The 21,341-nt window shown below is 63.4% G+C and carries 21 protein-coding genes; 8 read left to right on the forward strand and 13 right to left on the reverse strand.

The window, feature by feature from the left end:
- Positions 1 to 89: 89 nt before the first annotated feature.
- From ABDX79_RS15515 to ABDX79_RS15535, 5 genes are all read right to left on the reverse strand, one after another.
- The gene (locus ABDX79_RS15515) at positions 90 to 1,622 is read right to left on the reverse strand and encodes an acyl-CoA carboxylase subunit beta (RefSeq protein ID WP_346221215.1); all 1,533 of its coding nucleotides are present in this window, start codon (positions 1,620 to 1,622) and stop codon (positions 90 to 92) included.
- A 187-nt stretch (positions 1,623 to 1,809) separates the two neighbouring features.
- Entirely contained in the window at positions 1,810 to 2,544 is a 735-nt protein-coding gene (locus ABDX79_RS15520; protein ID WP_346221216.1) for an SDR family NAD(P)-dependent oxidoreductase, read from the reverse strand.
- Positions 2,541 to 3,254 carry an SDR family NAD(P)-dependent oxidoreductase gene (locus tag ABDX79_RS15525; RefSeq protein ID WP_346221217.1) on the reverse strand — a complete coding sequence of 238 codons (714 nt, stop codon included), beginning with the start codon at positions 3,252 to 3,254 and terminating at the stop codon, positions 2,541 to 2,543. Before ABDX79_RS15525 ends, ABDX79_RS15520 begins: the two co-directional genes overlap by 4 nt.
- Positions 3,251 to 4,240, reverse strand: coding sequence for a bifunctional riboflavin kinase/FAD synthetase (locus ABDX79_RS15530; protein WP_346221218.1), 990 nt, complete (start codon positions 4,238 to 4,240; stop codon positions 3,251 to 3,253). The genes ABDX79_RS15525 and ABDX79_RS15530 overlap by 4 nt, the downstream gene beginning before the upstream one ends.
- Complete coding sequence (locus ABDX79_RS15535; RefSeq protein WP_346221219.1) at positions 4,240 to 5,100, reverse strand: TIGR01459 family HAD-type hydrolase; 861 nt, start codon at positions 5,098 to 5,100, stop codon at positions 4,240 to 4,242. Before ABDX79_RS15535 ends, ABDX79_RS15530 begins: the two co-directional genes overlap by 1 nt.
- A gap of 270 nt (positions 5,101 to 5,370) precedes the next feature.
- Here ABDX79_RS15535 and groES point away from each other — a divergent pair, with 270 nt between their 5' ends.
- From groES to ABDX79_RS15550, 3 genes are all read left to right on the forward strand, one after another.
- Positions 5,371 to 5,667 (forward strand): co-chaperone GroES, encoded by a 297-nt coding sequence (gene groES, locus ABDX79_RS15540; protein ID WP_346221302.1) that lies wholly within the window; start codon positions 5,371 to 5,373, stop codon positions 5,665 to 5,667.
- Positions 5,668 to 5,752: 85 nt separating this feature from the next.
- On the forward strand, positions 5,753 to 7,405 hold the full coding sequence (gene groL, locus ABDX79_RS15545; RefSeq protein WP_346221220.1) for a chaperonin GroEL: 1,653 nt from the start codon (positions 5,753 to 5,755) through the stop codon (positions 7,403 to 7,405).
- 237 nt (positions 7,406 to 7,642) lie between these two features.
- Positions 7,643 to 7,942, forward strand: a complete 300-nt coding sequence (locus tag ABDX79_RS15550) for a hypothetical protein (RefSeq protein ID WP_346221221.1) — start codon at positions 7,643 to 7,645, stop codon at positions 7,940 to 7,942.
- Positions 7,943 to 8,197: 255 nt separating this feature from the next.
- On the opposite strand, the gene ABDX79_RS15555 is transcribed toward ABDX79_RS15550, so the two are convergent.
- Positions 8,198 to 9,478, reverse strand: coding sequence for a DUF3422 family protein (locus tag ABDX79_RS15555; RefSeq protein WP_346221222.1), 1,281 nt, complete (start codon positions 9,476 to 9,478; stop codon positions 8,198 to 8,200).
- Positions 9,479 to 9,714: 236 nt separating this feature from the next.
- Between ABDX79_RS15555 and ABDX79_RS15560 the strand changes: the two genes are divergently transcribed.
- Together ABDX79_RS15560 and ABDX79_RS15565 are read left to right on the forward strand one after the other, a co-directional pair.
- The gene (locus tag ABDX79_RS15560) at positions 9,715 to 10,248 is read left to right on the forward strand and encodes an O-acetyl-ADP-ribose deacetylase (protein WP_346221223.1); all 534 of its coding nucleotides are present in this window, start codon (positions 9,715 to 9,717) and stop codon (positions 10,246 to 10,248) included.
- A gap of 147 nt (positions 10,249 to 10,395) precedes the next feature.
- Positions 10,396 to 11,649, forward strand: coding sequence for a serine hydrolase domain-containing protein (locus ABDX79_RS15565; RefSeq protein WP_346221224.1), 1,254 nt, complete (start codon positions 10,396 to 10,398; stop codon positions 11,647 to 11,649).
- Positions 11,650 to 11,654: 5 nt separating this feature from the next.
- On the opposite strand, the gene ABDX79_RS15570 is transcribed toward ABDX79_RS15565, so the two are convergent.
- The 5 genes from ABDX79_RS15570 to ABDX79_RS15590 form a co-directional block, all read right to left on the reverse strand.
- Entirely contained in the window at positions 11,655 to 12,788 is a 1,134-nt protein-coding gene (locus ABDX79_RS15570; protein WP_346221225.1) for a carboxylate-amine ligase, read from the reverse strand.
- Between the two features lie 157 nt (positions 12,789 to 12,945).
- Positions 12,946 to 13,818: a metal ABC transporter permease gene (locus tag ABDX79_RS15575; RefSeq protein ID WP_346221303.1), complete on the reverse strand. Its 873-nt coding sequence runs from the start codon at positions 13,816 to 13,818 to the stop codon at positions 12,946 to 12,948.
- 5 nt (positions 13,819 to 13,823) lie between these two features.
- Positions 13,824 to 14,708 (reverse strand): metal ABC transporter permease, encoded by an 885-nt coding sequence (locus ABDX79_RS15580; RefSeq protein WP_346221226.1) that lies wholly within the window; start codon positions 14,706 to 14,708, stop codon positions 13,824 to 13,826.
- Positions 14,705 to 15,601 (reverse strand): manganese/iron ABC transporter ATP-binding protein, encoded by an 897-nt coding sequence (locus ABDX79_RS15585; RefSeq protein ID WP_346221227.1) that lies wholly within the window; start codon positions 15,599 to 15,601, stop codon positions 14,705 to 14,707. Before ABDX79_RS15585 ends, ABDX79_RS15580 begins: the two co-directional genes overlap by 4 nt.
- The gene (locus ABDX79_RS15590; RefSeq protein WP_463671186.1) at positions 15,586 to 16,488 is read right to left on the reverse strand and encodes a metal ABC transporter substrate-binding protein; all 903 of its coding nucleotides are present in this window, start codon (positions 16,486 to 16,488) and stop codon (positions 15,586 to 15,588) included. The genes ABDX79_RS15585 and ABDX79_RS15590 overlap by 16 nt, the downstream gene beginning before the upstream one ends.
- Positions 16,489 to 16,687: 199 nt before the next feature.
- Between ABDX79_RS15590 and ABDX79_RS15595 the strand changes: the two genes are divergently transcribed.
- The gene (locus tag ABDX79_RS15595) at positions 16,688 to 17,128 is read left to right on the forward strand and encodes a Fur family transcriptional regulator (RefSeq protein WP_346221228.1); all 441 of its coding nucleotides are present in this window, start codon (positions 16,688 to 16,690) and stop codon (positions 17,126 to 17,128) included.
- Between the two features lie 13 nt (positions 17,129 to 17,141).
- Here ABDX79_RS15595 and ABDX79_RS15600 read toward each other — a convergent pair whose 3' ends face one another.
- On the reverse strand, positions 17,142 to 17,720 hold the full coding sequence (locus ABDX79_RS15600) for a hypothetical protein (RefSeq protein WP_346221229.1): 579 nt from the start codon (positions 17,718 to 17,720) through the stop codon (positions 17,142 to 17,144).
- Positions 17,721 to 17,946: 226 nt separating this feature from the next.
- On the opposite strand from ABDX79_RS15600, the gene mutL reads away from it, so the two are divergent.
- Complete coding sequence (gene mutL, locus ABDX79_RS15605) at positions 17,947 to 19,887, forward strand: DNA mismatch repair endonuclease MutL (RefSeq protein WP_346221230.1); 1,941 nt, start codon at positions 17,947 to 17,949, stop codon at positions 19,885 to 19,887.
- 9 nt (positions 19,888 to 19,896) lie between these two features.
- Here mutL and ABDX79_RS15610 read toward each other — a convergent pair whose 3' ends face one another.
- Positions 19,897 to 20,847, reverse strand: coding sequence for a calcium/sodium antiporter (locus tag ABDX79_RS15610; protein ID WP_346221231.1), 951 nt, complete (start codon positions 20,845 to 20,847; stop codon positions 19,897 to 19,899).
- A 272-nt stretch (positions 20,848 to 21,119) separates the two neighbouring features.
- Between ABDX79_RS15610 and ABDX79_RS15615 the strand changes: the two genes are divergently transcribed.
- On the forward strand, positions 21,120 to 21,332 hold the full coding sequence (locus tag ABDX79_RS15615) for a DUF2093 domain-containing protein (protein ID WP_346221232.1): 213 nt from the start codon (positions 21,120 to 21,122) through the stop codon (positions 21,330 to 21,332).
- Positions 21,333 to 21,341 lie beyond the last annotated feature (9 nt).

Here is a 21,341-nt window from a genome sequence, read left to right on the forward strand (position 1 = left end):
CATCGCATGAGGTTACATATTGATGCGCGTGCCAACTGCGAGCCGCAACGGTCCGTCGACCGGATGACGCGTTGAGCGGGTACTGCGCCTCACAGCGGAATGTTGTCGTGCTTACGCATGGGCTCGGGCACGTCCTTCGTCTTCAGGATTTCCAGGGCCCTCAGCACGCGGCGCCGCGTCGAATGGGGCATGATCACCTCGTCGATGAAGCCCCGCTGGGCAGCGATGAACGGGTTGGCAAAGCGATCCTCATATTCCTTGGTGTGCGCGGCGAGCTTGTCGGCGTCGCCCGCATCCTTGCGGTGGATGATCTCGGATGCGCCCTTCGCGCCCATCACGGCGATCTGGGCCGAGGGCCAGGCATAGTTCACGTCGGCGCGGATATGCTTGGAGGCCATCACGTCGTAGGCGCCGCCATAGGCCTTGCGAGTGATGACGGTGACCTTCGGAACGGTGGCTTGCGCATAGGCAAAGAGCAGCTTCGCGCCGTGCTTGATGATGCCGCCATATTCCTGACTGACGCCCGGCAGGAAACCCGGCACGTCCACAAGGGTCAGGATCGGAATGTTGAAGGCATCGCAGAAGCGCACGAAGCGCGCGGCCTTGCGCGAGGAATCGATGTCGAGACAGCCGGCGAGCACCATGGGCTGGTTGGCGACGACGCCGACGGACTGGCCGTTCATGCGAATGAAGCCGACGAGGATATTGCCGGCGAAATCCTTCTGGATTTCGAGGAAATCGCCCTCGTCGGCGATCTTCTCGATCACCTCGCGCATGTCGTAGGGCGTGTTCGCATTGGCCGGCACGAGCGTATCGAGCGAGTCTTCGAGCCGGTTCGGATCGTCGGCGACATCGAGGGTCGGCGCTGTTTCTCGCGAGGAGGACGGCAGGAAGTCGAACAGCCGGCGCACTTCCATCAGGGCTTCGACATCGTTGTCGAAGGCAGCGTCCGCGACCGAGCTCTTCTTGGTGTGGGTGGTCGCGCCGCCCAGTTCCTCGGCCGTCACGACCTCGCCGGTGACCGTCTTCACAACGTCCGGGCCGGTGACGAACATGTAGGAGGTGTCTCGGACCATATAGGTAAAGTCCGTCATGGCCGGCGAATAGACCGCGCCGCCCGCGCAGGGGCCCATGATGACGGAAATCTGCGGCACGACGCCGGAGGCCTGCACATTGCGCCAGAACACCTCGGCATAGCCGCCGAGCGAGGCAACGCCCTCCTGGATGCGCGCGCCGCCGGAATCGTTGAGGCCGATCAGCGGGATGCCGTTCTGGACGGCAAGATCCATCACCTTGCAGATCTTCTCGGCATGGGTCTCCGACAGGGAGCCGCCGAAGACCGTGAAATCCTGGGAAAAGACGTAAGTGGGCCGGCCATTGATCGTGCCCCAGCCGGTGACCACGCCATCGCCCGGATATTGCTGGCTTTGCATGCCGAAATCGGTGGCACGATGGGTCTTGAAGGTGTCGTATTCCTCGAAAGAGCCGGGATCGAGCAGCACGTCGAGCCGCTCGCGGGCCGTCAGCTTGCCCTTCTCGTGCTGCTTGTCGATCCGCGCCTGCCCTCCGCCGAGCCGTGCCTCGGCGCGCTTTTCTTCCAGTCGTTCGACGATTTCCAGCATCGGCGGCACTCTCGTTCTCTTAGTGAGCGGGACGACATCCTGTCGGGTTCGCCCCTGGCTCTTGGCAGACCAACCCTTTCAATTAGGCTCGATCACGCGAAGCCAAGGTATGCCGTAAAATCGAACCAAGCGGATGGGCCATCCGTGAGGAGGAAAACCTGTCGCAGAACCACCGCCTGACCGGTCCTCACCAGACGTCGCGGTCGAGCTTTTCGTAGATCAGCCGGTGCATCGCGCGGGTCGCAAAACGCGGCGCAAGACGCCCGAAGAGCGAGGCCGCACGGTTCGAGACGCCGGGAACGGTCAGGAAACGTCCCGCGAACGCCGCCTTCAGGATAATGCGCGCGGCGGCCTCGGCGCTCATGCGCTTGTCCACCTTCGCATCCGGCGGTGCATGGCGTTCGGCCTGCGCGGTTCTCATCGGGCCGGGACAAGCGAGCGTCACCGAATACCCCCGGGCGGTCATCGCCTTGCGGATGCTCTTGGCATAGATCGCGACAGCCGATTTCGAGGCGGCATAGCTCGCCGCCCCCGGATAGCCGACGAAGTGGGAGAGCGAGGAGACGAAGACGAGGCGCGCGCCCCGCTTCAACGCCTCTGCCCTGACGAGGCCATTGGCAAAGAGGATCGGCGCTTCGGCGTTAACCGCGAGCACCCGCTCATGGGCTTCGGCGGGAATGGCCTCGAACCGGCCGGTGGCCGAAATGCCTGCATTGAGAAGGGCAAGATCATAGGGGCCGGCAGCGATCGCCTCGTCCAGCGCGCGGAGAACCTCGCGCCGGTCGGAAAGATCGGCCCGGATCGAAACATGCTCGCCCTGGTCCCGGTCGAGGCCGACGATCTCCCAGCCCTCGCGGGCAAGCTGTTCTGCCGTAGCTCGTCCGAGCCCGGCCGCAGCGCCGGTCACGAATGCGCGCTTCAAAACCGGCCTCCGTGGCGCAGCTTGTGCGCGAATACGCGGCCAAGGCCCAGAACTGTCCGCTCCCTCGCCGCTGCTCTCTCGACCATCGCGGCCATCCGGTCCGGCGAGGCGAAGATCCGCCGCAGGCCCTTCGGATCGAACCCTGCCTTTTCGTGCATGGCGGTCGCGATCGGCCCCGGATGGATCATCGAGACGCCGACCCGGCCGCGCCATTCTTCCCGCAGTGCGCGGGCAAACGCGTCGAGCCCCCCTTTCGAGGCCGCGTAGGTCGCAAGATTGCCGGAGCCGCGATGGGCGACCGAGCCGACCAGAACGAGCCGCCCGCCGGACCTTTTGAGGCGAGGAAAGAGGCTGTGGGCCAAAAGAACGGGCGCTGTGAGATTGACGGCCAATGTCTCGCGAAGGCTTTCGGCATCCTCCGCGAACGGATCGCCATAGAGGCCGGTCCCGGCGTTCAGAACCGCGAGATCAAGCCTTTCGAGGCCGGCGTCGTCCAGCGCGGCCATGAGAAGGGCCGCAGCCTCTTCCGCCTTCGCAAGATCGGCCGAGACATAGAGGGCATCCTCAGGCAGTGCCTCGAGAAACTCCTCACGCCGCCCCGTCAGAACGAGCCGGTAACGCCCGGCCCAGCGGCGTGCCAGCGCGAGCCCCAGCCCAGAACTTGCCCCCGTGATCAGCGCGACCGGCTTGCCGGCCTGGCCATCATTCAAAAGCAAAGCGCCCGGTCGAGCGGCGACAGCGGCGCGATACCGGCAAGCACTGCCCGCGCCTCCTCGGCATCCTTGTCCATCTGCGCAACCAGCGCCTCGGCACTGTCGAACTTCACCTCGCCGCGCAGGCGCGAGACCACCGAAACCTCGACCGTCTCACCGTAGAGATCGCCGGTAAAATCGAAGACGAAGGTCTCGAACAGGGCCGCGCCATCGTCGAAGGTCGGACGCCGCCCATAGCTCGCGACGCCATCGAGCAGCGTTCCGTCGGCCCGGCGAAAGCGCACCGCATAAATGCCGTGGGCGAGAAGCTCGTCCTCCAGAACGAGGTTCGCCGTCGGATAGCCGAGCGTTCGACCGAGTTTCTTGCCGTGAACGACCTCGCCCTGGATGGTGAAACGATAGCCGAGTAGGCCCGCCGCGTCTTCCACCCTACCCTCGCCGAGCGCTGCCCGGATACGGCTCGAAGACACGGTCTCGCCGCCCTCGTCCTCGAAGGCCGGCACCAGCGTTGCGCCGAAGCCGTGCTTGAGCCCTGCCCGCCCAAGGCTTTCCGGCGTGCCCGACCGTTTCGCGCCGTAATGGAAATCGAAGCCGGCCACCACATGGGCCGCGCCCAGCGCATCGAGAAGAATGTCCTGTTCGAAGGCTTCCGGCGCGATACCGGCGAAATCCTTCGTGAATGGCTGCTCGATCACCGCGTCGAAGCCGAGAATTTCGAGAATATGCGCCTTCATCGGCGCCGGCGTGATCCGGGCGACCGGCTTGTCCGGCACGAACACCGTGCGCGGATGAGGCTCGAAAGTGAGGCACAGGAGCGGACGGTCCTCCGCCGCGCCGATCTCGGCGGCCTTTTCCAGGACCGCCCGATGCCCCCGGTGAACGCCATCGAAATTGCCGATGGCGACGACACCGCCCTTCAGGGTTTCGGGGCAGTCCGCCACCGAACCGAGGCGCCGTATTGCTTCGGAACGCACAGTCGACATTACCTCAGAGCCGGCATGAAATAGCGCGCGGTCAGGCAATTCTTCTCCATCAGCCGCGTCACGCTGTCTGCGCTCGGATCCGTCGAATCCAGCTCCTCGCTATGAATGCCGAGCGTAATGAAGAGGACATCGACGCCGAAGGACTGCGCGCCGCGGATATCGGTGGGCATGCCGTCGCCGATCGCCAGGATCCGGTGCCGCGCGTTCTTGTCGAAGCCGATCCGCTCGGCGGCAAGTTCATAGATCGGCGTATGGGGTTTGCCGGCAAAGGCAACCTCGCCGCCCAGCGATGCATATTCGCGGGCGATCGACCCGGCGCAATAGATCATCTTCTCGCCGCGCTGCACCACGATGTCTGGATTGGCGCAGATCATCGGCAGCTCGCGATCGCGCAGCTCCCTCAACAGTTTGCGATAGTCGTCGGGCGTCTCGTTCTCGTCGTCGAAGAGGCCTGTCACCACCACACGCGTCGCCTCTTCCAGCGCCACACGCTCGACGCCCAGATCGGCGAAGAGGTCGAGATCACGCTCCGGCCCGATATGATGGATCGGGCCCTCGCCCTTGGCAATCAGCTCGCGCGTCGCATCGCCCGAGGTCACGATATGGTCATAGGCGTTCTCGTCGAAGCCCATGCCAGCGAGCTGGGCGACGACGCCGTCACGGGGGCGCGGCGAATTGGTGAGAAGCACCACCTTCAAGCCCTTGTGCCGCGCCGAAAGCAGGGCCTCCTCGGCGGCGGGGAATTTCGCAACTCCGTTGTGAACGACCCCCCAGACGTCGCAGATGATGGCGCCATACCCGTGGGCGACGTCCATCAGCGTCTCGATCCTCCGGCTGTTTTCGGCGGTCGCGTCGGCCATCACGGTTCCTTTGTTCCGGTGTGTCCCCTTGGCGTTAGGGGCATATGGAGAGCCGGGTCAAGGCTGGCACTTGTGGTTCGGGGCCGTGGCCTCCACATCCGGGGCGGGCTGCGACATTTTTTGCACCACACCGCTTGACGGGACCGCGCTTCCTCCCCTATCTCCGCCGCCGTTAGCACTCGCCTCTGGTGAGTGCTAAAAGTTTACCGAGCCGGATGCCTAAACCTTCAAAAAGGGTCCGGCATGTCGCACAACAAGGGTTCTAAGAACATGGCAGATGCGAACTTCCGTCCGCTTCACGACCGCGTGCTCGTTCGCCGCGTCGAGTCCGAAGCAAAGACCGCCGGCGGGATCATCATCCCGGACACGGCGAAGGAAAAGCCGCAGGAAGGCGAGATCGTCGCCGTCGGTTCCGGCGCGCGCGACGACAGCGGCAAGATCATCGAACTCGACGTCAAGAAGGGCGACCGCGTCCTCTTCGGCAAGTGGTCGGGCACCGAGGTCAAGCTGAACGGCGAAGACCTGCTCATCATGAAAGAGTCCGACATCATGGGCATCGTCGGCTGAACAGCCGGCCCTCAAGCCTTTCGAACTCTTCCCAATTCAATTCAACAAAGCGTGGCCTTTGACGGCACGCTGAGGAGAAACCCACATGGCAGCTAAAGAAGTCAAGTTCGGCCGCGACGCCCGCGAACGCATGCTGCGCGGCGTCGACATCCTCGCCGACGCGGTGAAGGTGACGCTCGGCCCGAAGGGTCGTAACGTCGTGATCGACAAGTCCTTCGGCGCTCCGCGCATCACCAAGGACGGCGTTTCGGTCGCCAAGGAAATCGAGCTCGAGGACAAGTTCGAGAACATGGGCGCGCAGATGGTGCGCGAAGTGGCCTCGAAGACCAACGACAAGGCCGGTGACGGCACGACCACCGCGACCGTTCTCGCCCAGGCGATCGTTCGCGAAGGTGCCAAGGCCGTTGCAGCCGGCATGAACCCGATGGACGTCAAGCGCGGCATCGACGCGGCCGTCGCCAAGGTCGTCGACGCGCTCGGTTCCAGTGCCCGCTCGATCGACACCTCTGACGAGGTCGCGCAGGTTGGCACGATCTCTGCCAATGGCGAGAAGGAAATCGGCGAGATGATCGCCGCCGCCATGCAGAAGGTCGGCAACGAAGGTGTTATCACCGTCGAGGAAGCCAAGACCGCCGAGACAGAGCTCGAAGTCGTCGAAGGCATGCAGTTCGACCGCGGCTACCTGTCGCCGTACTTCGTGACCAACGGCGAGAAGATGGTCGCCGAGCTGGAAGACGCTTACATTCTCCTTCACGAGAAGAAGCTCTCCAACCTTCAGGCCATGCTGCCGGTTCTGGAATCGGTCGTTCAGTCCTCGAAGCCGCTCGTCATCATCGGTGAGGACGTCGAAGGCGAAGCGCTCGCAACGCTCGTCGTCAACAAGCTCCGTGGCGGCCTGAAGATCGCTGCCGTAAAGGCACCGGGCTTCGGCGATCGCCGCAAGGCCATGCTCGAGGACATCGCGATCCTCACGGGCGGCACGGTTGTCTCGGAAGACGTCGGCATCAAGCTCGAGAACGTCACCCTCGACATGCTCGGCCGCGCCAAGAAGGTCTCGATCACCAAGGAAAACACCACGATCGTCGATGGTGCCGGTGAAGCCGAGCAGATCAAGGCCCGTGTCGGCCAGATCAAGGCGCAGATCGAGGAAACCACCTCGGACTACGACCGTGAGAAGCTCCAGGAGCGTCTCGCCAAGCTCGCAGGCGGCGTTGCGGTCATCCGCGTCGGCGGTTCGACGGAAGTCGAAGTGAAAGAAAAGAAGGACCGCGTCGACGACGCCCTCAACGCGACCCGCGCGGCCGTTGAAGAAGGTATCGTGGCCGGCGGCGGCGTCGCGCTGCTGCGTGCGTCCCACGCCCTCGACATCACGGGTGCCAACGCCGATCAGGACGCCGGTATCTCCATCGTCCGCAAGGCGCTGCAGGCTCCGATCCGTCAGATCGTGCAGAACGCGGGCGGCGAAGGCTCGATCGTTGTCGGCAAGATCCTCGAGAACGAGTCCACCTCCTTCGGCTACAACGCCCAGACCGGCGAATATGGCGACATGATCCAGATGGGCATCGTCGATCCGGTCAAGGTCGTCCGTTCGGCCCTGCAGGATGCAGCTTCGGTTGCTGGCCTTCTCGTCACCACCGAGGCCATGATCTCGGAAGCGCCGAAGAAGGACAACGGCGGCGGCGGAATGCCGGCCGGCGGCATGGGCGGCATGGGTGGCATGGGCGGTATGGACTTCTAAGAAGCCATCCGGCTTCCAGGAAGTTCATGAAACCGCCCATTCTGAAATAAGTGCTGAAACCGGGCAGGCCCGGTTTCAGGTGGCGGTATGGACTTCTAAGAAGCCATTCGCTCAAGCGCACATCGCACCTGATCAATATGGGGCGGTCCTTCGGGGCCGCCCTTTTCGTTTGGAAAGTGTACAGCCTGCTTGTCGGCGCTCGCTTAGGTAAGGAAGTCAGCCGCCCTCGCCCACCTCATGCCGCTCGATGACGGTCCCATCGAGCGCGCGGTCGGCCTTGTCCATGCAGCAGGGCTGGGAACCGTCGCATCGCTGCTTGCGACGCCCGAAGACGAGCGCGACCCAAGCCTTTCGCACCTCGCAGGCGAAGCCGTCCTCGCGTCCATCACTCTGGACCCATCGGTCCACTCGACCGCTGGCGTCACCTCGCTCGCACTGGGATTGCGTGCCCATCTTAATGACGTCGAGACGCTCTCGCCCGGCGAGCGCCTGATTCTCGATGAGCTCCTCGCGCGGATCGCTGACCGACCAAGCTAAGAGGACGCTGGCCGCTTCGAAGACAGGGCGTCGATACTGTCGACGACCGGGATGCTCGAAAGCGACAATTGGCATCGGCCGCAGGGCGCAATCACTCGACCACCCCCATCAGCCGATGGGGCCTGGACCGGAACGACCTGATGAGGCTCCACAGCTAGGCGAAATGCGAGAAGCCGGAGTCGTCACTTCGCTCTAAATGTTTGTTTTTGCGCATGATGTCATCCGAAACGTCATGCAATTTTTCGCCATCATGCCTTAATCGGCGTGGTGCTTGCGAATGCGTTGCACGACGAGCCAGACGGCCAGAAGCGCGACCGGGACGAACGCTGCCGTCATCACGGTTGCGGATACCGGAAAGCCTTCCTTCTCCAGCGCTTTGGCAAGATAACCGAACAGTCCGACGACATAATAGCCGATCGCCGCGACCGAGAGACCTTCGACGGTCTGCTGCAATCGCAGCTGAAGGCGCGCGCGCCGGTCCATTGAGGTCAGAAGGTCGCGATTCTGATGCTCCAGTTCCACATCGATCCGCGTGCGCAGAAGATTGGCGGCGCGAGAGAGCTTTTCGGAAAGCGTCGCCAACCGCCGTTCGATCGACTGGCAGGTGCGCATCGCGGGCGCTGTGCGCCGTTGCAGGAACGCGCTCCAGCTTTCAGAACCCGGCACCGGCTGCTCGCCGACCGAAGACAGGCGCTCGCGCACGATCTCGTCATAGGCCTTGCTCGCGCCGAAGCGATAGAGAACACGCGCGGCCGCCGCTTCCACCTCGGCGGCGGCAAGCGTCATTTCCTGTAAAAGCCCGCGGCTGTCGTCAGCGCCGCCCTTCATCTCGTTGGTGATGTGGACGAGCTGTTCTTCCAGATGCTGCACCGTCGGACCGATCTCGTGGGCGAGCGGCAGGCCGAGAAGGGACAGGGTGCGATAGACCTCGATATCGATCAGCCGCATGGCGAGCGCGCCGGCGCGCGAAGGCGTCAGACCGTCGCTGAGAACCAGAACACGTGTGAGACCGTCGGAATCCTGCCGGAAATCGGTCCCGGCATAGGCAAGGCCGCCCTCCATCTCCGAATAGCAGAAGCTCGTCCTGTCGAACTGGCCAAGCGCGCTCTCGCTGTCGTCGTCCTTGGGCCGGATCTCCAGGTGAACGCCGGCGATCATCGGGCCTGGGGCGTCGAATTCCGCGCCGAAGGGGTGGCCCTCCACCGTTTCGCCAAAACGATCGGGCGGCGGACCGTCCCAGGAATAGGTCGAAAATTCCGTATGGCTTTCCCAGCGCAACCTTCCGCGTCCAAAGACGATGGAATGGGTGCGGGCATCCGTTGCCGGCGGCGGCACGCCCTGCCTGCGCGAGAGTTCGGACAGGGCCGCACGGTCGCGTTCGCCGCCGTCTTCGGTCATGAAGGCGATGGTGACGATGACGCGCGGTAGATTGATCAGCGGAAACGGACGCGCATGAATTTCGCCGAGAACGGTCGCACGTCTCGGATCGGTCGGAAACCGGTCCCGCCCCATCTCTCGCAACGTCCTGTCGTTCATCGCTCTCTCCGCTTCCCCTTGGTCGAAAGCGATAGAGGCAAACCTGCTGCCGAGTCCATCTTGTTTGCGCTTTTTGGGCGGGCGCGCCACATTCAGATCGAACCGGATGCATGATAACGTGCGCTGACACAGACGAGGAACAGGCAGACCATGCCCCCCGATAGTCCCGATAACCGCTCGGCCTCGGCAAAGGCACCGGACGCCGCTGTCTTTCGGCCATGCTTTGGAGGCGCATCATGACCGGCCGGATCGAACGGAACGGCGCGACGATAGAGGTTCTGACCGGCGATCTCACCGCGCTCGAAACCGATGCGATCGTCAATGCGGCGAATGAAAGCCTGCTTGGTGGCGGCGGTGTCGACGGCGCAATCCATCGTGCGGCAGGCCCTAAGCTTCTGGAGGAATGCCGCACGATCGGCGGCTGCCCCACGGGCGAGGCGCGGATCACGAACGGCTATGATCTTCCGGCCCGCCACGTCATCCACACGGTCGGCCCCGTCTGGCATGGCGGGCGTGACGGGGAACGCGACCTCCTCGCCAGCGCCTATCGCGAAAGCTTCGCCCTCGCGCAAAAGAACGGCCTGTCCTCGATCGCCTTTCCGGCGATTTCCACCGGCGTCTACGGCTTTCCGAGGGATCAAGCTGCCCGGATCGCCGCGCGCGAATGCCTTGCCGCCGCCGATCAGGGCCACGTGCGACGCATCGTTCTCTGCTGCTTTTCCGATGGCGATACGGCGGTTTACGCCGAAGCGCTCAATGAAGAGGCCTAAATCCCGGCACCATATCGGCCCATGGCGCTCCCTATCGTGATCGTCGGTTGATCGAGCCGGCCTATCCAGAGACGATGAGCGACCTGTCACTCAGGTCCTGATGCGCCATCTCCTTTTTCAAGCAGACGAAAACGAGGAGAGACGGGAATGGGTCATGCGAAACGGTCGATCGGGGGCGCTCTGCCGGGCGCCGTCACCTTGTCACTCCTCTTCGCCCTCTCGCCGTCCTCCACTCTCGCCCAGGACGCGGCATCGACGCCGAATGGCGAGATCGGAACGGTTCGCGAGATCTATGACGGGCGACTCCTGCCGGATATTCAGGTTCGCACCTTCCGGAACATCGACAAGCTGTTTCCGACGCGCACGGTAAAGGCCGGCGACACACCGCACCCCCTTCCCGATGGCGAACCGGCGGACCTCACCGATCTCGAATTCACCGTCGGGGACGAGCGATACGATCTCTTCGAGACCATGAGCGTCAACCGCATTTCAGGTCTTCTCGTCCTGAAGGACGGGAAGATCGTTTTCGAAGATTACGAACTCGGCAATGACCGGGACACGCGCTGGATGTCGATGTCGGTGGTGAAGTCGATCGTCTCCACCCTGATCGCCGCGGCCATCGCGGACGGTTCGATCGAGAGCATCGACGATCCCCTGTCGAAATACATGCCGGAACTGGAAGACTCGGCTTACGGCCCGGTCACCGTCGCCCAGCTTCTTACCATGTCGTCGGGTGTCCAGTGGAACGAGACCTATACCGATCCCTCGTCCGATCGCCGCGAGATGCTCGATCTTCAGATCGCCCAGGAGCCGGGCGCGATCCTCGATTTCATGGCCTCCCTGCCGCGCGCGACCGAGCCCGGAACCGTGTGGAACTACTCGACCGGCGAGACCTCCGTCGCCTCCGAACTCGTCGCGGCGGCGACCGGCATGACGGTCTCCGACTACTTGTCCGAGAAGATCTGGAAGCCCTACGGCATGGAGAGCGACGCCACATGGTGGCTCGATGCGCCGGATGGGGTCGAGATCGGGGGCAGCGGGCTTTCCGCAACCCTTCGCGATTATGCCCGCTTCGGCCAGTTCGTTCTGGAGGGCGGGGTGATCGACGGGGAACGGGTCGTGCCCGAAGGGTGGTTCCCGGCGGCCGGCCAGCCCCGCGAGATCGGCGGCAAGATGACGGAATACGGCCAGATGTGGTGGCCTGTCGCCAAGGGCGAAGCTTTCAAGGACGATGAGGCCTTCGCCGCCATCGGCATCTTCGGCCAGCATGTCTATATCAACCCGGCCCGCAACGTGGTCATCGCCATGTGGGCCGCCCAGCCCAAACCGCTCTATTCGAACCCCGTCAGCGAATACAGCTTCCTCGAAGCGGTGACCGAATTCGTCGCACCGAGCGAGTAGAAACCTCAAAGCCCCTCGGCGAACTCCTCGATAAGGGCGGAGACGACGCCGCGTATGGCTTCGTCATGGCTTGCGCCCTCGCCCTTTAGCCTCTGGATGAGCCGCGTCTGCCGGTCGGCGCTCGTGCCCTCCGCCGCGATCGCACGGATATGCTCGACCTCTGGTAAACATCCCAGTTCCTCGGCATGGGGCCGCGTGAGGTCGATCAACTCCTCTGCGAGGTCCGAAAAGGGCACCACCTCGCCGATCCCGAAGTCGATCAGGCCCTCGGCCATGCCGTAGCGCAAGGCGCGCCAGCGGTTTTCCTGAACCAGAAAACGATCATAGCGGCGCCAGGACATGTTTTTCGCGCGCAGCGAATAAAGGAGTCGGAACAGCGACTGGGTGAGCGCCGCAACGGCGAGCGTATCCTCCATCCTCGGCATCACGTCGCAGATGCGCGATTCCAGCGTCGGAAAATTCTCGGACGGGCGAACATCCCACCAGATCTTCGAACAGTCCTCGATCATCCCCGTCCTGACGATGATCCCTGCGGATCGCTGATAGTCCGCCCAGCTCTTGAAGCTTGGCGGCAGGCCGGTGCGCGGCAGGTTGTCGAACACCGTGAGGCGGTAGGATTTCAGCCCGGTGTCATGCCCCTGCCAGAAGGGCGAGGAGGTGGACAACGCCAGAAGATGGGGCAGGAAATAGGAAAACTGGCTGAGGAGATCGATGCGCAGATCATCGTCTTCGATCCCTACATGAACATGCGTGCCGCAGATCAGCATGCGCCGGGCAACCGCGGCGAGATCCTCCTCCAGCCCGCGATAGCGCTCCTTTTCGGTAAAGCGCTGATCGTCCCATTTGGCGAAGGGATGGGTCGAGACGGCGAGCGGGGCCAGGCCATAACGTCCGGCGACGGCCTTCACGGTCCGGCGCAGGTGGCCGAGATCCTTGCGCGCGTCCGCGATGGTGGCGCAGACACGGGTGCCGATCTCAAGCTGGCATTTCAGGAATTCCTGGGTGACCTGATCGCCGAGTTCGGCCTCGCATTCGGAGAACACCCCATCCGGCACCGAAGCGAGATCGAGCGTGTCGCAGTCGACGAGAAGATACTCCTCCTCGATCCCGAGCGAAAAGCTCGGAGGGTCCTCCCGCATGGCCTTCAACCCTCCCGCCGTCACGGCTGCCGGCGATCCGATGATGCGGCAGGCAGCCTCTTTCGGGCCTCTGGCCCTGCCGGACCGGATCGTGTCTCATGAGACTTGCGGCTCGGGGCCGCAAAGGCAAGAGCTGTCTCTTTTCAGGTGCTTGGGTCTACCGGCTGGACGCGGGCGCCTCTGGGGCCTCGCTTGTCACGCGCCGCCGTCGCCGTTCCGGTCTGATGCTGCGGAGCGTGAACGCCGCGATGAAGACCACCGTCATCGAAAGCACGATCGTCGGCGCCGGGGCGCTGTCGATGAAGAAGCTCGCATAAACGCCGAAGAGCGAGCAGCCGACCGAGATCGCCACCGCCGTCAAGAGCATCATCGAGAAACGCCGGGCGAGAAGAAAGGCGATTGCGCCGGGCGCGATCAGGAGCGCGATCGTCAAAATGATGCCCGTCGCCTTCAGCGCCGCAACGATGGTGAGGGAAAGCACCGTCAGGAGCCCGTAATGGATCAGCCGCACCGGCAGGCCGATCGCGCGGGCATGCATCGGATCGAAGGTGTGGAGCAGGAGGTCGCGCCACTTGAAGAGGACGATCAGGCTGGTCGCAACCGTGATGACGGCGGCCTGCCAGAGATCGAAGGGCAGGATGCCCAGCATGTCGCCGAAGAGGATGTGGTCGAGGTGAACCTCGGATTCGATCTTGGTGTAAAGCACCAGCCCGAAGCCGAACATGCCGGAGAAGACGATGCCCATCACCGTATCCTCCTTCACCCGGCTGTTTTCCGCCAGATAGCCGGTCGCCCCGGCGCACACCATGCCGGCGACGAAGGCCCCAAGCGCCAGCGGCAGGGAGAAGATATAGGCGAGAACGATGCCCGGCAGCACCGCATGAGAGATCGCATCGCCCATCAGCGACCAGCCCTTGAGGACGAGAAAGCAGGACAGAAGCGCCGTCGGCACCGCGACGAGAACCGCGATCAGCATCGCTTCGCGCATGAAGGGAAAGCTGAACGGCATCAGCGGGTTTTCGAAGAGCATGCCGATCATGCCCGCTCCTCGCTCACAAAGCTGTCCGCCTCTCCCGCAAGGCCCGCGCGCCGCTTGCGCCGGGCGGCGAGCCGGCCGTGCTTGGGCGCAAAGACGAAGGCGGTGAGGAAAATCAGCGTCTGAAGGCAGATGATGACGCCGCCGGTCGCGCCGTTGACGAAGAAGCTGACATAGGCCCCGACGACGCTCGTCCCGGCCCCGATCGCGACGGCGATGAGAACCAGCCGCTGGAACCGGTCGGTCAGGAGATAGGCCGTCGCGCCGGGGGTGACGACCAGGGCGATCACCAGAAATGCGCCGACGGTCTGGAGCGCGGCAACGGTCGATGCGGCAAGCAGCGCGAAGAAGACGACCTTCATGGTGGTCACCGGAATGCCCACCGTGCGCGCATGGTTCTCGTCGAAGAAGGTCGCCAGCATGTCCTTCCACTTCACCGAGAGGACGGTGAGCGTGACGCCGGAGATGATCAGAAGCTGCCAGGTGTCGGCCGGCGTGATCGCGAGAACATTGCCGAGAACGATGGTGTTGACGTCGACCGAGGTCGGCGAGAGCGAGACCATGAAGAGGCCGAGGCCGAAGAAGGAGGTGAAGATCAGGCCGATGATCGCATCTTCCTTCAGCTTCGTGCGCTGGTTCAGGAAGAGCATTGCCGCCGCCGCCAGCCCGCCGGACAAAAACGCCCCGAAGGCGAAGGGAAGCCCGATCATGTAGGCACCCGCGACACCCGGTACGATGGCATGAGACAGCGCATCGCCGATCAGCGACCAGCCTTTCAGCATGAGATAGGCCGACAGGAACGCGCAGGTCGCACCGACGAGACCGCTCACGACCATCGCATTGACCATGTAGCCATAGGTGAAGGGATCGAGCAGGAGGCTCATCGCCCCTCCCCGTCCGGCTCAGGTTCGCCGATCTCGGCGTCCGGATAGACCACGAAGGGTCGCTCGTCGTCGGTGAGAATACCCGTCGCCCCGGCGCTTGCGCGGTCCGACAGGTCGAAATGGCGAAGCACGCCGCCGAACGCCTCTTCGAGATTTGCGCGCGTGAACACTTCCGATGTCGGGCCGCTGGCCAGCACCGTGCGTTTCACGAGCACCGTATAATCGCAAAATTCCGGCACAGAGCCGAGATTGTGAGTCGAAACAAGCATTACCCGGCCTTCGGCGGCAAGCTCCTTCAAAAGCTTCACGATGGCGTCCTCGGTGCCGACATCGACGCCCGTAAAGGGCTCGTCGAGCAGGATCACCCGGCCGTCCTGGGCGAGCGCGCGGGCAAGAAAGACCCGCTTTTTCTGCCCGCCGGAAAGCTCCCCGATCTGCCGGCCGCGATAATCCGCCATGGCAACGCGTTCCAGCGCCTTGCTCACCGCGTCACGGTCGGCCTTCGAAGGCCTGCGGAAAAAGCCCATCTCGCCGTAACGGCCCATCATCACGACGTCTTCGACGAGGACCGGAAAGTTCCAGTCGACCTCCTCGCTCTGGGGCACATAGGCGACCTGATTGGCCTTCAGCGCATCCGAAACGCTTCCGCCCAGGATCTCGATTTCTCCTTCGGAAAGCGGCGCAAAACCCATGATCGCCTTGAAAAGCGTCGACTTGCCCGAGCCGTTGACGCCGACGAGCGCGGCGATCGAGCCGTGCGGCACGGCAAAGCTCGCCGATTTCAGCGCCGTCAGCCCGTTGCGATAGGTGACGGAGGCGTTCGTCACCCTGAGGCCCACCGCCGGCTCGGCACGTTTCGTTTCGGCCTCGCGAGGACTCACTCGGTCAAGCATGCGGCAATCGTCTCGCTCGTGACGCGGATGAGATCGATATAGGTGGGCACGGGCCCGCCTTCCTCACTCAAGGAATCGACGTAGAGGACGCCGCCATAGCGTGCGCCGGTCTCCCGCGCGATCTGCTCGGCGGGCTTTGCCGAGACCGTCGATTCGGAAAAGATGCAAGGCACATCCTCGGCCCCGATCGTGTCGATCACCTTGCGCACCTGCTGGGGCGTTCCCTGCTGATCGGCGTTGATCGGCCAGAGGTAGAGTTCCTTCAGCCCGTAATCGCGGGCGAGATAGGTGAAGGCGCCCTCGCTCGTCGCAAGCCAGCGGCGGCCTTCGGGGATCGCGGCGATCTCCTCGCGGATCGGACCGATCGCGGCCTCGAGTTCGCCCTTGTAGGCAGCCGCGTTCGCCCGGTAGGTCTCGGCATTGTCCGGGTCCTCGGCCGCAAAGCCTTCGGCGATGTTGTCGACATAGATTTTCGCCGCTTCGAGCGACATCCAGGCATGGGGGTTCGGCTTGCCGTCATAGGGGCCCTCGGAGATCCCCAACGGCTCGACGCCATCGGAGACGGTCACGGTCGGGATATCGCCGAGATTGGCGAGAAAGCGCTCGAACCAGCGCTCCAGCCCCAGCCCGTTGGCGAGGATGAGATCAGCATCCCCCGCCCCGACGAGATCGCCCGGCGTCGGCTGGTAGTTGTGGATCTCCGAACCCGGCTTGGTGATCGAGGTGACGGTCGCGGCATCGCCGGCAACGTTGCGCGCCATGTCCGCGATCACGGTGAAGGTTGTGACGGCCTTCAGCTTCTCGCCATCCTGCGCATTGGCCGGCGCGCTCAAAAGCGCGAACAGGCTGGCGGCAGCCAGGAGGGGCGTCGATCTCGACATGGGCATAAGCGGGCGCACTCCTTGCTCGAACAAAACGGCATCGGCTTGTTGAAAAACAGCGTGGCATCGGCCTTATGCAGTTGCAAATCATTCTCATTAAGTCAAGACAAACCGGCGAACTGCCCATGAAAGCGGTCTTTTCGCGAACACAGAACGCCCGGGGCTCCCGATTGCGCTCGTGCCGGATTACGGATTACATCGCTCCATGACGCGCAGCCCCGACACTCACGAGACATCCGACACCTTCGCGGACCTCCTGCGCGATGCAGGCCTGCGCGTGACCAATCAGCGGGTTGCCATCATGCGAACGCTGTCAGGCGCGGAGGATCATCCGACCGCCGAGGAGATCACCGGCAAGGCGCGCGAACTCGACAAGACGATCTCCTTCGCAACGGTCTACCGCACCTTGAGCGTCCTCGAAGAGCTCGGCCTCATACGGAAGCTGTCGCTCGAAAATTCCCCTGCCCGCTACGAGCTCTGCAACAGCGAGGATCACGGCCATATCGTCGATCTCGACGACGGCTCGATCGTGGAATTCGAGGATGGCGCCCTCACCGCCCGCTTCGAGGCGATCGCCGCCGATCGCGGCTACGAGGTGGTGCGCTGTGTGACGATCATCGAGGCACGGAAGAAGAAGCCGGGGTGATGCTCATACCTGGCTAGGCTTTCGGCTTGCCGAGCCAGCCCCCTACGAGCCCAGAGAGCCTGTTTATCGCGTAGGGCACGAACAAGATCATGCCGGAGAGCAGGTAATAGAAGACCGGTTCAAGATGCTCCCAGTTCAAGCCCCCATACGCGAACTTGTGCATGGCCAGCAGTCCGAAACCCGAGAAGAAAATCAAAATAACAATTGCGCCGACGAACGCGATCAATCGCGTCGTACTCGTCTGATACTCATTTCTATGCGTGGCATTGGTGGCGTTCTGGATCGGTTTGCCTTCCTTATCGAAGAGCGGCACGACTGCCTTTTCCGACAGCGCCTTGGCGAATGACCAGTCCGGCGACTTGAGCAATGCATTATTCACCAGATAGGCGACCCAAACGGAAACACCGACGACGACGACTGCCACTGCGTAAAAATACCAAGGCGGGGGAACCAGGTTCGTCGGTAGTGTCGACCCATCCTGAGCTAGCGTTATCCCTGTCATCAACATCGAGAGAGAGATCGCGAAGACGAGAGCCGATGAACCCTTGCTGATCCAGTTTCGCAAAAAAAGAACACGAAGCTTCTGCATCATCGGATCCACCGTTGTTCTCAAGGCCGGTATCGATACAAGCGATCTGCGATCGCAAAATCACTATATTCCCTAACGGCAGAAGACTGCAACAATGATGGTGTCGACCACTTTTGTAAAAACCATGGTGGACACTTGCGCAACACGTCTTCTGGCGACTTGTCCGACCCTACCTTTATCGATACCCAGAATGCTTGATCACGCCTTATAACGATCGCCCGGATGCCTCATGCCCATCGTCCAGCTCGATGAATTCCTGATCGACCAGATCGCCGCCGGCGAGGTGGTCGAGCGGCCGGCGAGCGTCGTGAAGGAACTTCTCGAAAACGCCCTCGACGCCGGCGCCCGGCGCATCCAGATCGCGACCGCCGGGGGCGGCAAGACGCTGATCCGGGTCACCGACGACGGCAAGGGCGTTCCGAAGGACGAACTTCGCCTTGCGGTCAGGCGCCACTGCACCTCGAAACTCTCCGGCGGTCTCGACAAGATCATGAGCCTCGGCTTTCGCGGCGAGGCCCTCCCCTCGATCGGCTCGGTCGCACGGCTTTCCCTCGCCTCGCGGGCGCAAGGGGCTGGCGAAGCGTTCGAGGTGCGCGTCGAGGCCGGCCACTGCGAGGGACCGATGCCGGCGGGGCTTTCGAAAGGCACCGTCGTCGAGGTGCGGGACCTCTTCCAGTCCGTGCCGGCCCGGCTGAAATTCCTGAAAAGCGAGCGCGCCGAAACCTCCGCCATCACGGACATCGTCAAACGCCTTGCCATCGCCTTTCCGGGCGTGCGTTTCGAACTGGACGGTCCCGACCGCTCGCGTCTCGTTCTGGAAGCAGCTTCGCCCGACGATGCGCTTGCCCGCATCGGCGACGTGGTCGGCAAGGATTTTGCGGACAACGCGGTCGCCATCGAGGCGGCGCGTGAGGATGTCTATCTTTCAGGATTTGCCGGCTTACCAAGCTTTGATCGCGGCAATTCGCTGGCTCAGTATTTCTATGTCAACGGCCGTCCCGTGCGCGACAAGATGCTGATTTCGGCCCTGCAAGGCGCCTATTCGGATATGATGGCCAAGGGCCGCTATCCGGTCGTCGTCCTCTTCGTCGAGCTCGATCCCGCCCTTGTGGACGTCAATGTGCATCCGGCTAAGGCCGATGTGCGCTTCCGCGATCCCCAGCTGGTGAGGGGGTTGATCATCGGCGCGATCCGCGAGGCGATGGCGAATGAGGGCGTGCGCGGCACGACGACGGCGACGAGCGGCCTGATGGCACGGTTTTCCGGTGGCGGACAGCAAGCGCCTCAGGAGCCGGCACGGCACTTTGACGGTTTTTCGCCCGGCGCGCCCGACCTTGCGATGAAGCCGCGCCAGCCGTTCGCAGGCTCGCAGTTTTCCGGCTATCAGGCTCCCGAACGCCCGAAGACGCCCTTCGATGTGGCGCACGCCGCCTATCGTCCGCTGGACGGCAAGGTCGCGGTGGATGCCGCCGGCACGCCGGCCGTGGAGCGACCGGCCAGCTCGGGATTTGCCGAGACCGGCCAGACGGCGTTCGAGGCCGGCCCGGCAACGCACGGCCATCAGGATGCCGCAGGCACGCCCCGTGAGACCGCCTATCCCCTCGGCGCAGCGAAGGCCCACCTCTTCGAGAATTTCATTCTTTCGGAAACAGAGGACGGGCTCGTCCTCGTCGACGGCCATGCCGCCCATGAGCGTCTCGTCTACGAACGCCTGAAGGCCGCGCTGCACGGCAAGCCCATCGCTTCGCAGATGCTGCTGATCCCGGAGGTCGTCGATCTTCCCGAGGACGACGCCGACCGCCTCGCGGAGGCTTCAAGCGGGCTTTCAGCACTCGGCCTCCACATCGAACGCTTCGGGCCCGGCGCGATCGCGGTGCGCGAAACGCCGGCGATCCTCGGCCAGTGCGACATCAAACGGCTGGTCAAGGATCTTGCCGAGGAGCTCGCCGAGTTCGGAACCGGCGACAGCGTGCGCTCGCGTATCGATTATGTCGCCGCGACCATCGCCTGTCACGGCTCTGTGCGCACCGGACGGAGGCTCAAGCCGGACGAGATGAACGCGCTTCTGCGAGAGATGGAGGCAACGCCCGGCTCGGGCACCTGCAATCACGGCCGCCCCACCTTCATCGAATTGAAGCGTGCCGATCTCGAAGCCCTGTTCGGGCGTTAAGCTAGCGCCTCAAAGCGTATTCTGAGCGCCGATATAGGCGGCATATAGCACCAGCATCGCGACACCTGCGAACCGCCCGATCCGCTGATAGGCGAAGAGGACGACGATGCTTGCGAAGAACAGCGCCAGCATCAGCGGTCCGTCGATCGTGGCGAAGCGATCGGCGACCCCGATCGGGGTGATCATCGCCGTGACGCCCAGGATGCAGAGAATGTTGAAGATGTTCGAGCCGACGACATTGCCGAGGATGACGTCGGCCTCGCCCTTGCGGGCGGCGATAAACACGGTGGCAAGCTCCGGCAGGGAGGTGCCGATGGCGACGATGGTCAGCCCGATCACCGCTTCGGATACGCCGATGTGGCGGGCGAGCGAGGTTGCCCCGTCGACCATCAGCCGCGCGCCGAGAACCAGCATGACGATGCCCGCGACAACGGCGATGGTGGCGATCAGCGGCTTCAGCTCGGGCGCGGCAATTTCGGTCTCCGCCCCTTTCGATCGGGCCAGCCGGCGGCGCTCGGCAAGGTAGCTCACCGTCAGATAGACGATCAGCAGGGCGAACATCGCAGCGCCCGCAATCCGTCCGATCGTGCCGAACTGGAAGATCAGAACGATCAGCGCGGCCGATGCGAGCATGACCAGGAGATCGCGCCGGATCGCCGGATCGTCGTTGGCGATCGGCACCATGGCCGCCCCGACCCCGACGATGAGCAGGATATTGGCGATGTTCGAGCCGACGACATTGCCGATCGCAATGTCCGGTGCGCCGTCGAGCGCGGCCTGCACGGAAACGAGAAGCTCCGGCGCGCTGGTGCCGAAACCGACGATCACGAGGCCGACAATGAGCCGGGAGAAGCCGAAGCGCTCTGCGATCGATGTGCTGCCTCGCACGAGGCCTTCACCGCCGATGAACAGAAAAACGAGCCCGCCGATCAATAGCGCGATATCGATGAACACATCCACTTGGCTTAATATCCCTTCGCCTGCACGTCATTTTCTTAGCTTCGGGAAGGCAGATGGGAACAAAAACGCGGCAATGGTAGACGCTGACGCACCGAAACCGGTCGAAACCGGGCCAAATGCGACCCCGGATGGCGAAGGACCGGGCGTTCGCTCGCATGCGCTGGGGCAAGATCGACTAGGCCGGCTGACCGGCGCGACGTCGTCGCATTTGCCTTCACGGGCAAAAGGCGTTAGCGCCTCGAAAGTCCGAGACCAGGCAACGGAGTCCTTCGATGAACCGCATGGACGGCGGCGAAGCCAAGCTGAAATACGGAACGCCCGATTTTCAGGTCGTGCGGTCGGGTGCCTATGTGTGCTGCGCCGTGACCGGCGAACCGATCCCCCTCGATCTCCTGAAATACTGGAGCGTCGAACGTCAGGAAGCCTATCGCGACGCGGATGCCGTCTTCGAGCGGGAAAAGCAGGTCCGCGCCGGCAAGGCCTGAGCATTCCTT

It is taken from the genome of Fulvimarina fulva, from assembly GCF_039652615.1.
Lineage (GTDB): Bacteria > Pseudomonadota > Alphaproteobacteria > Rhizobiales > Rhizobiaceae > Fulvimarina.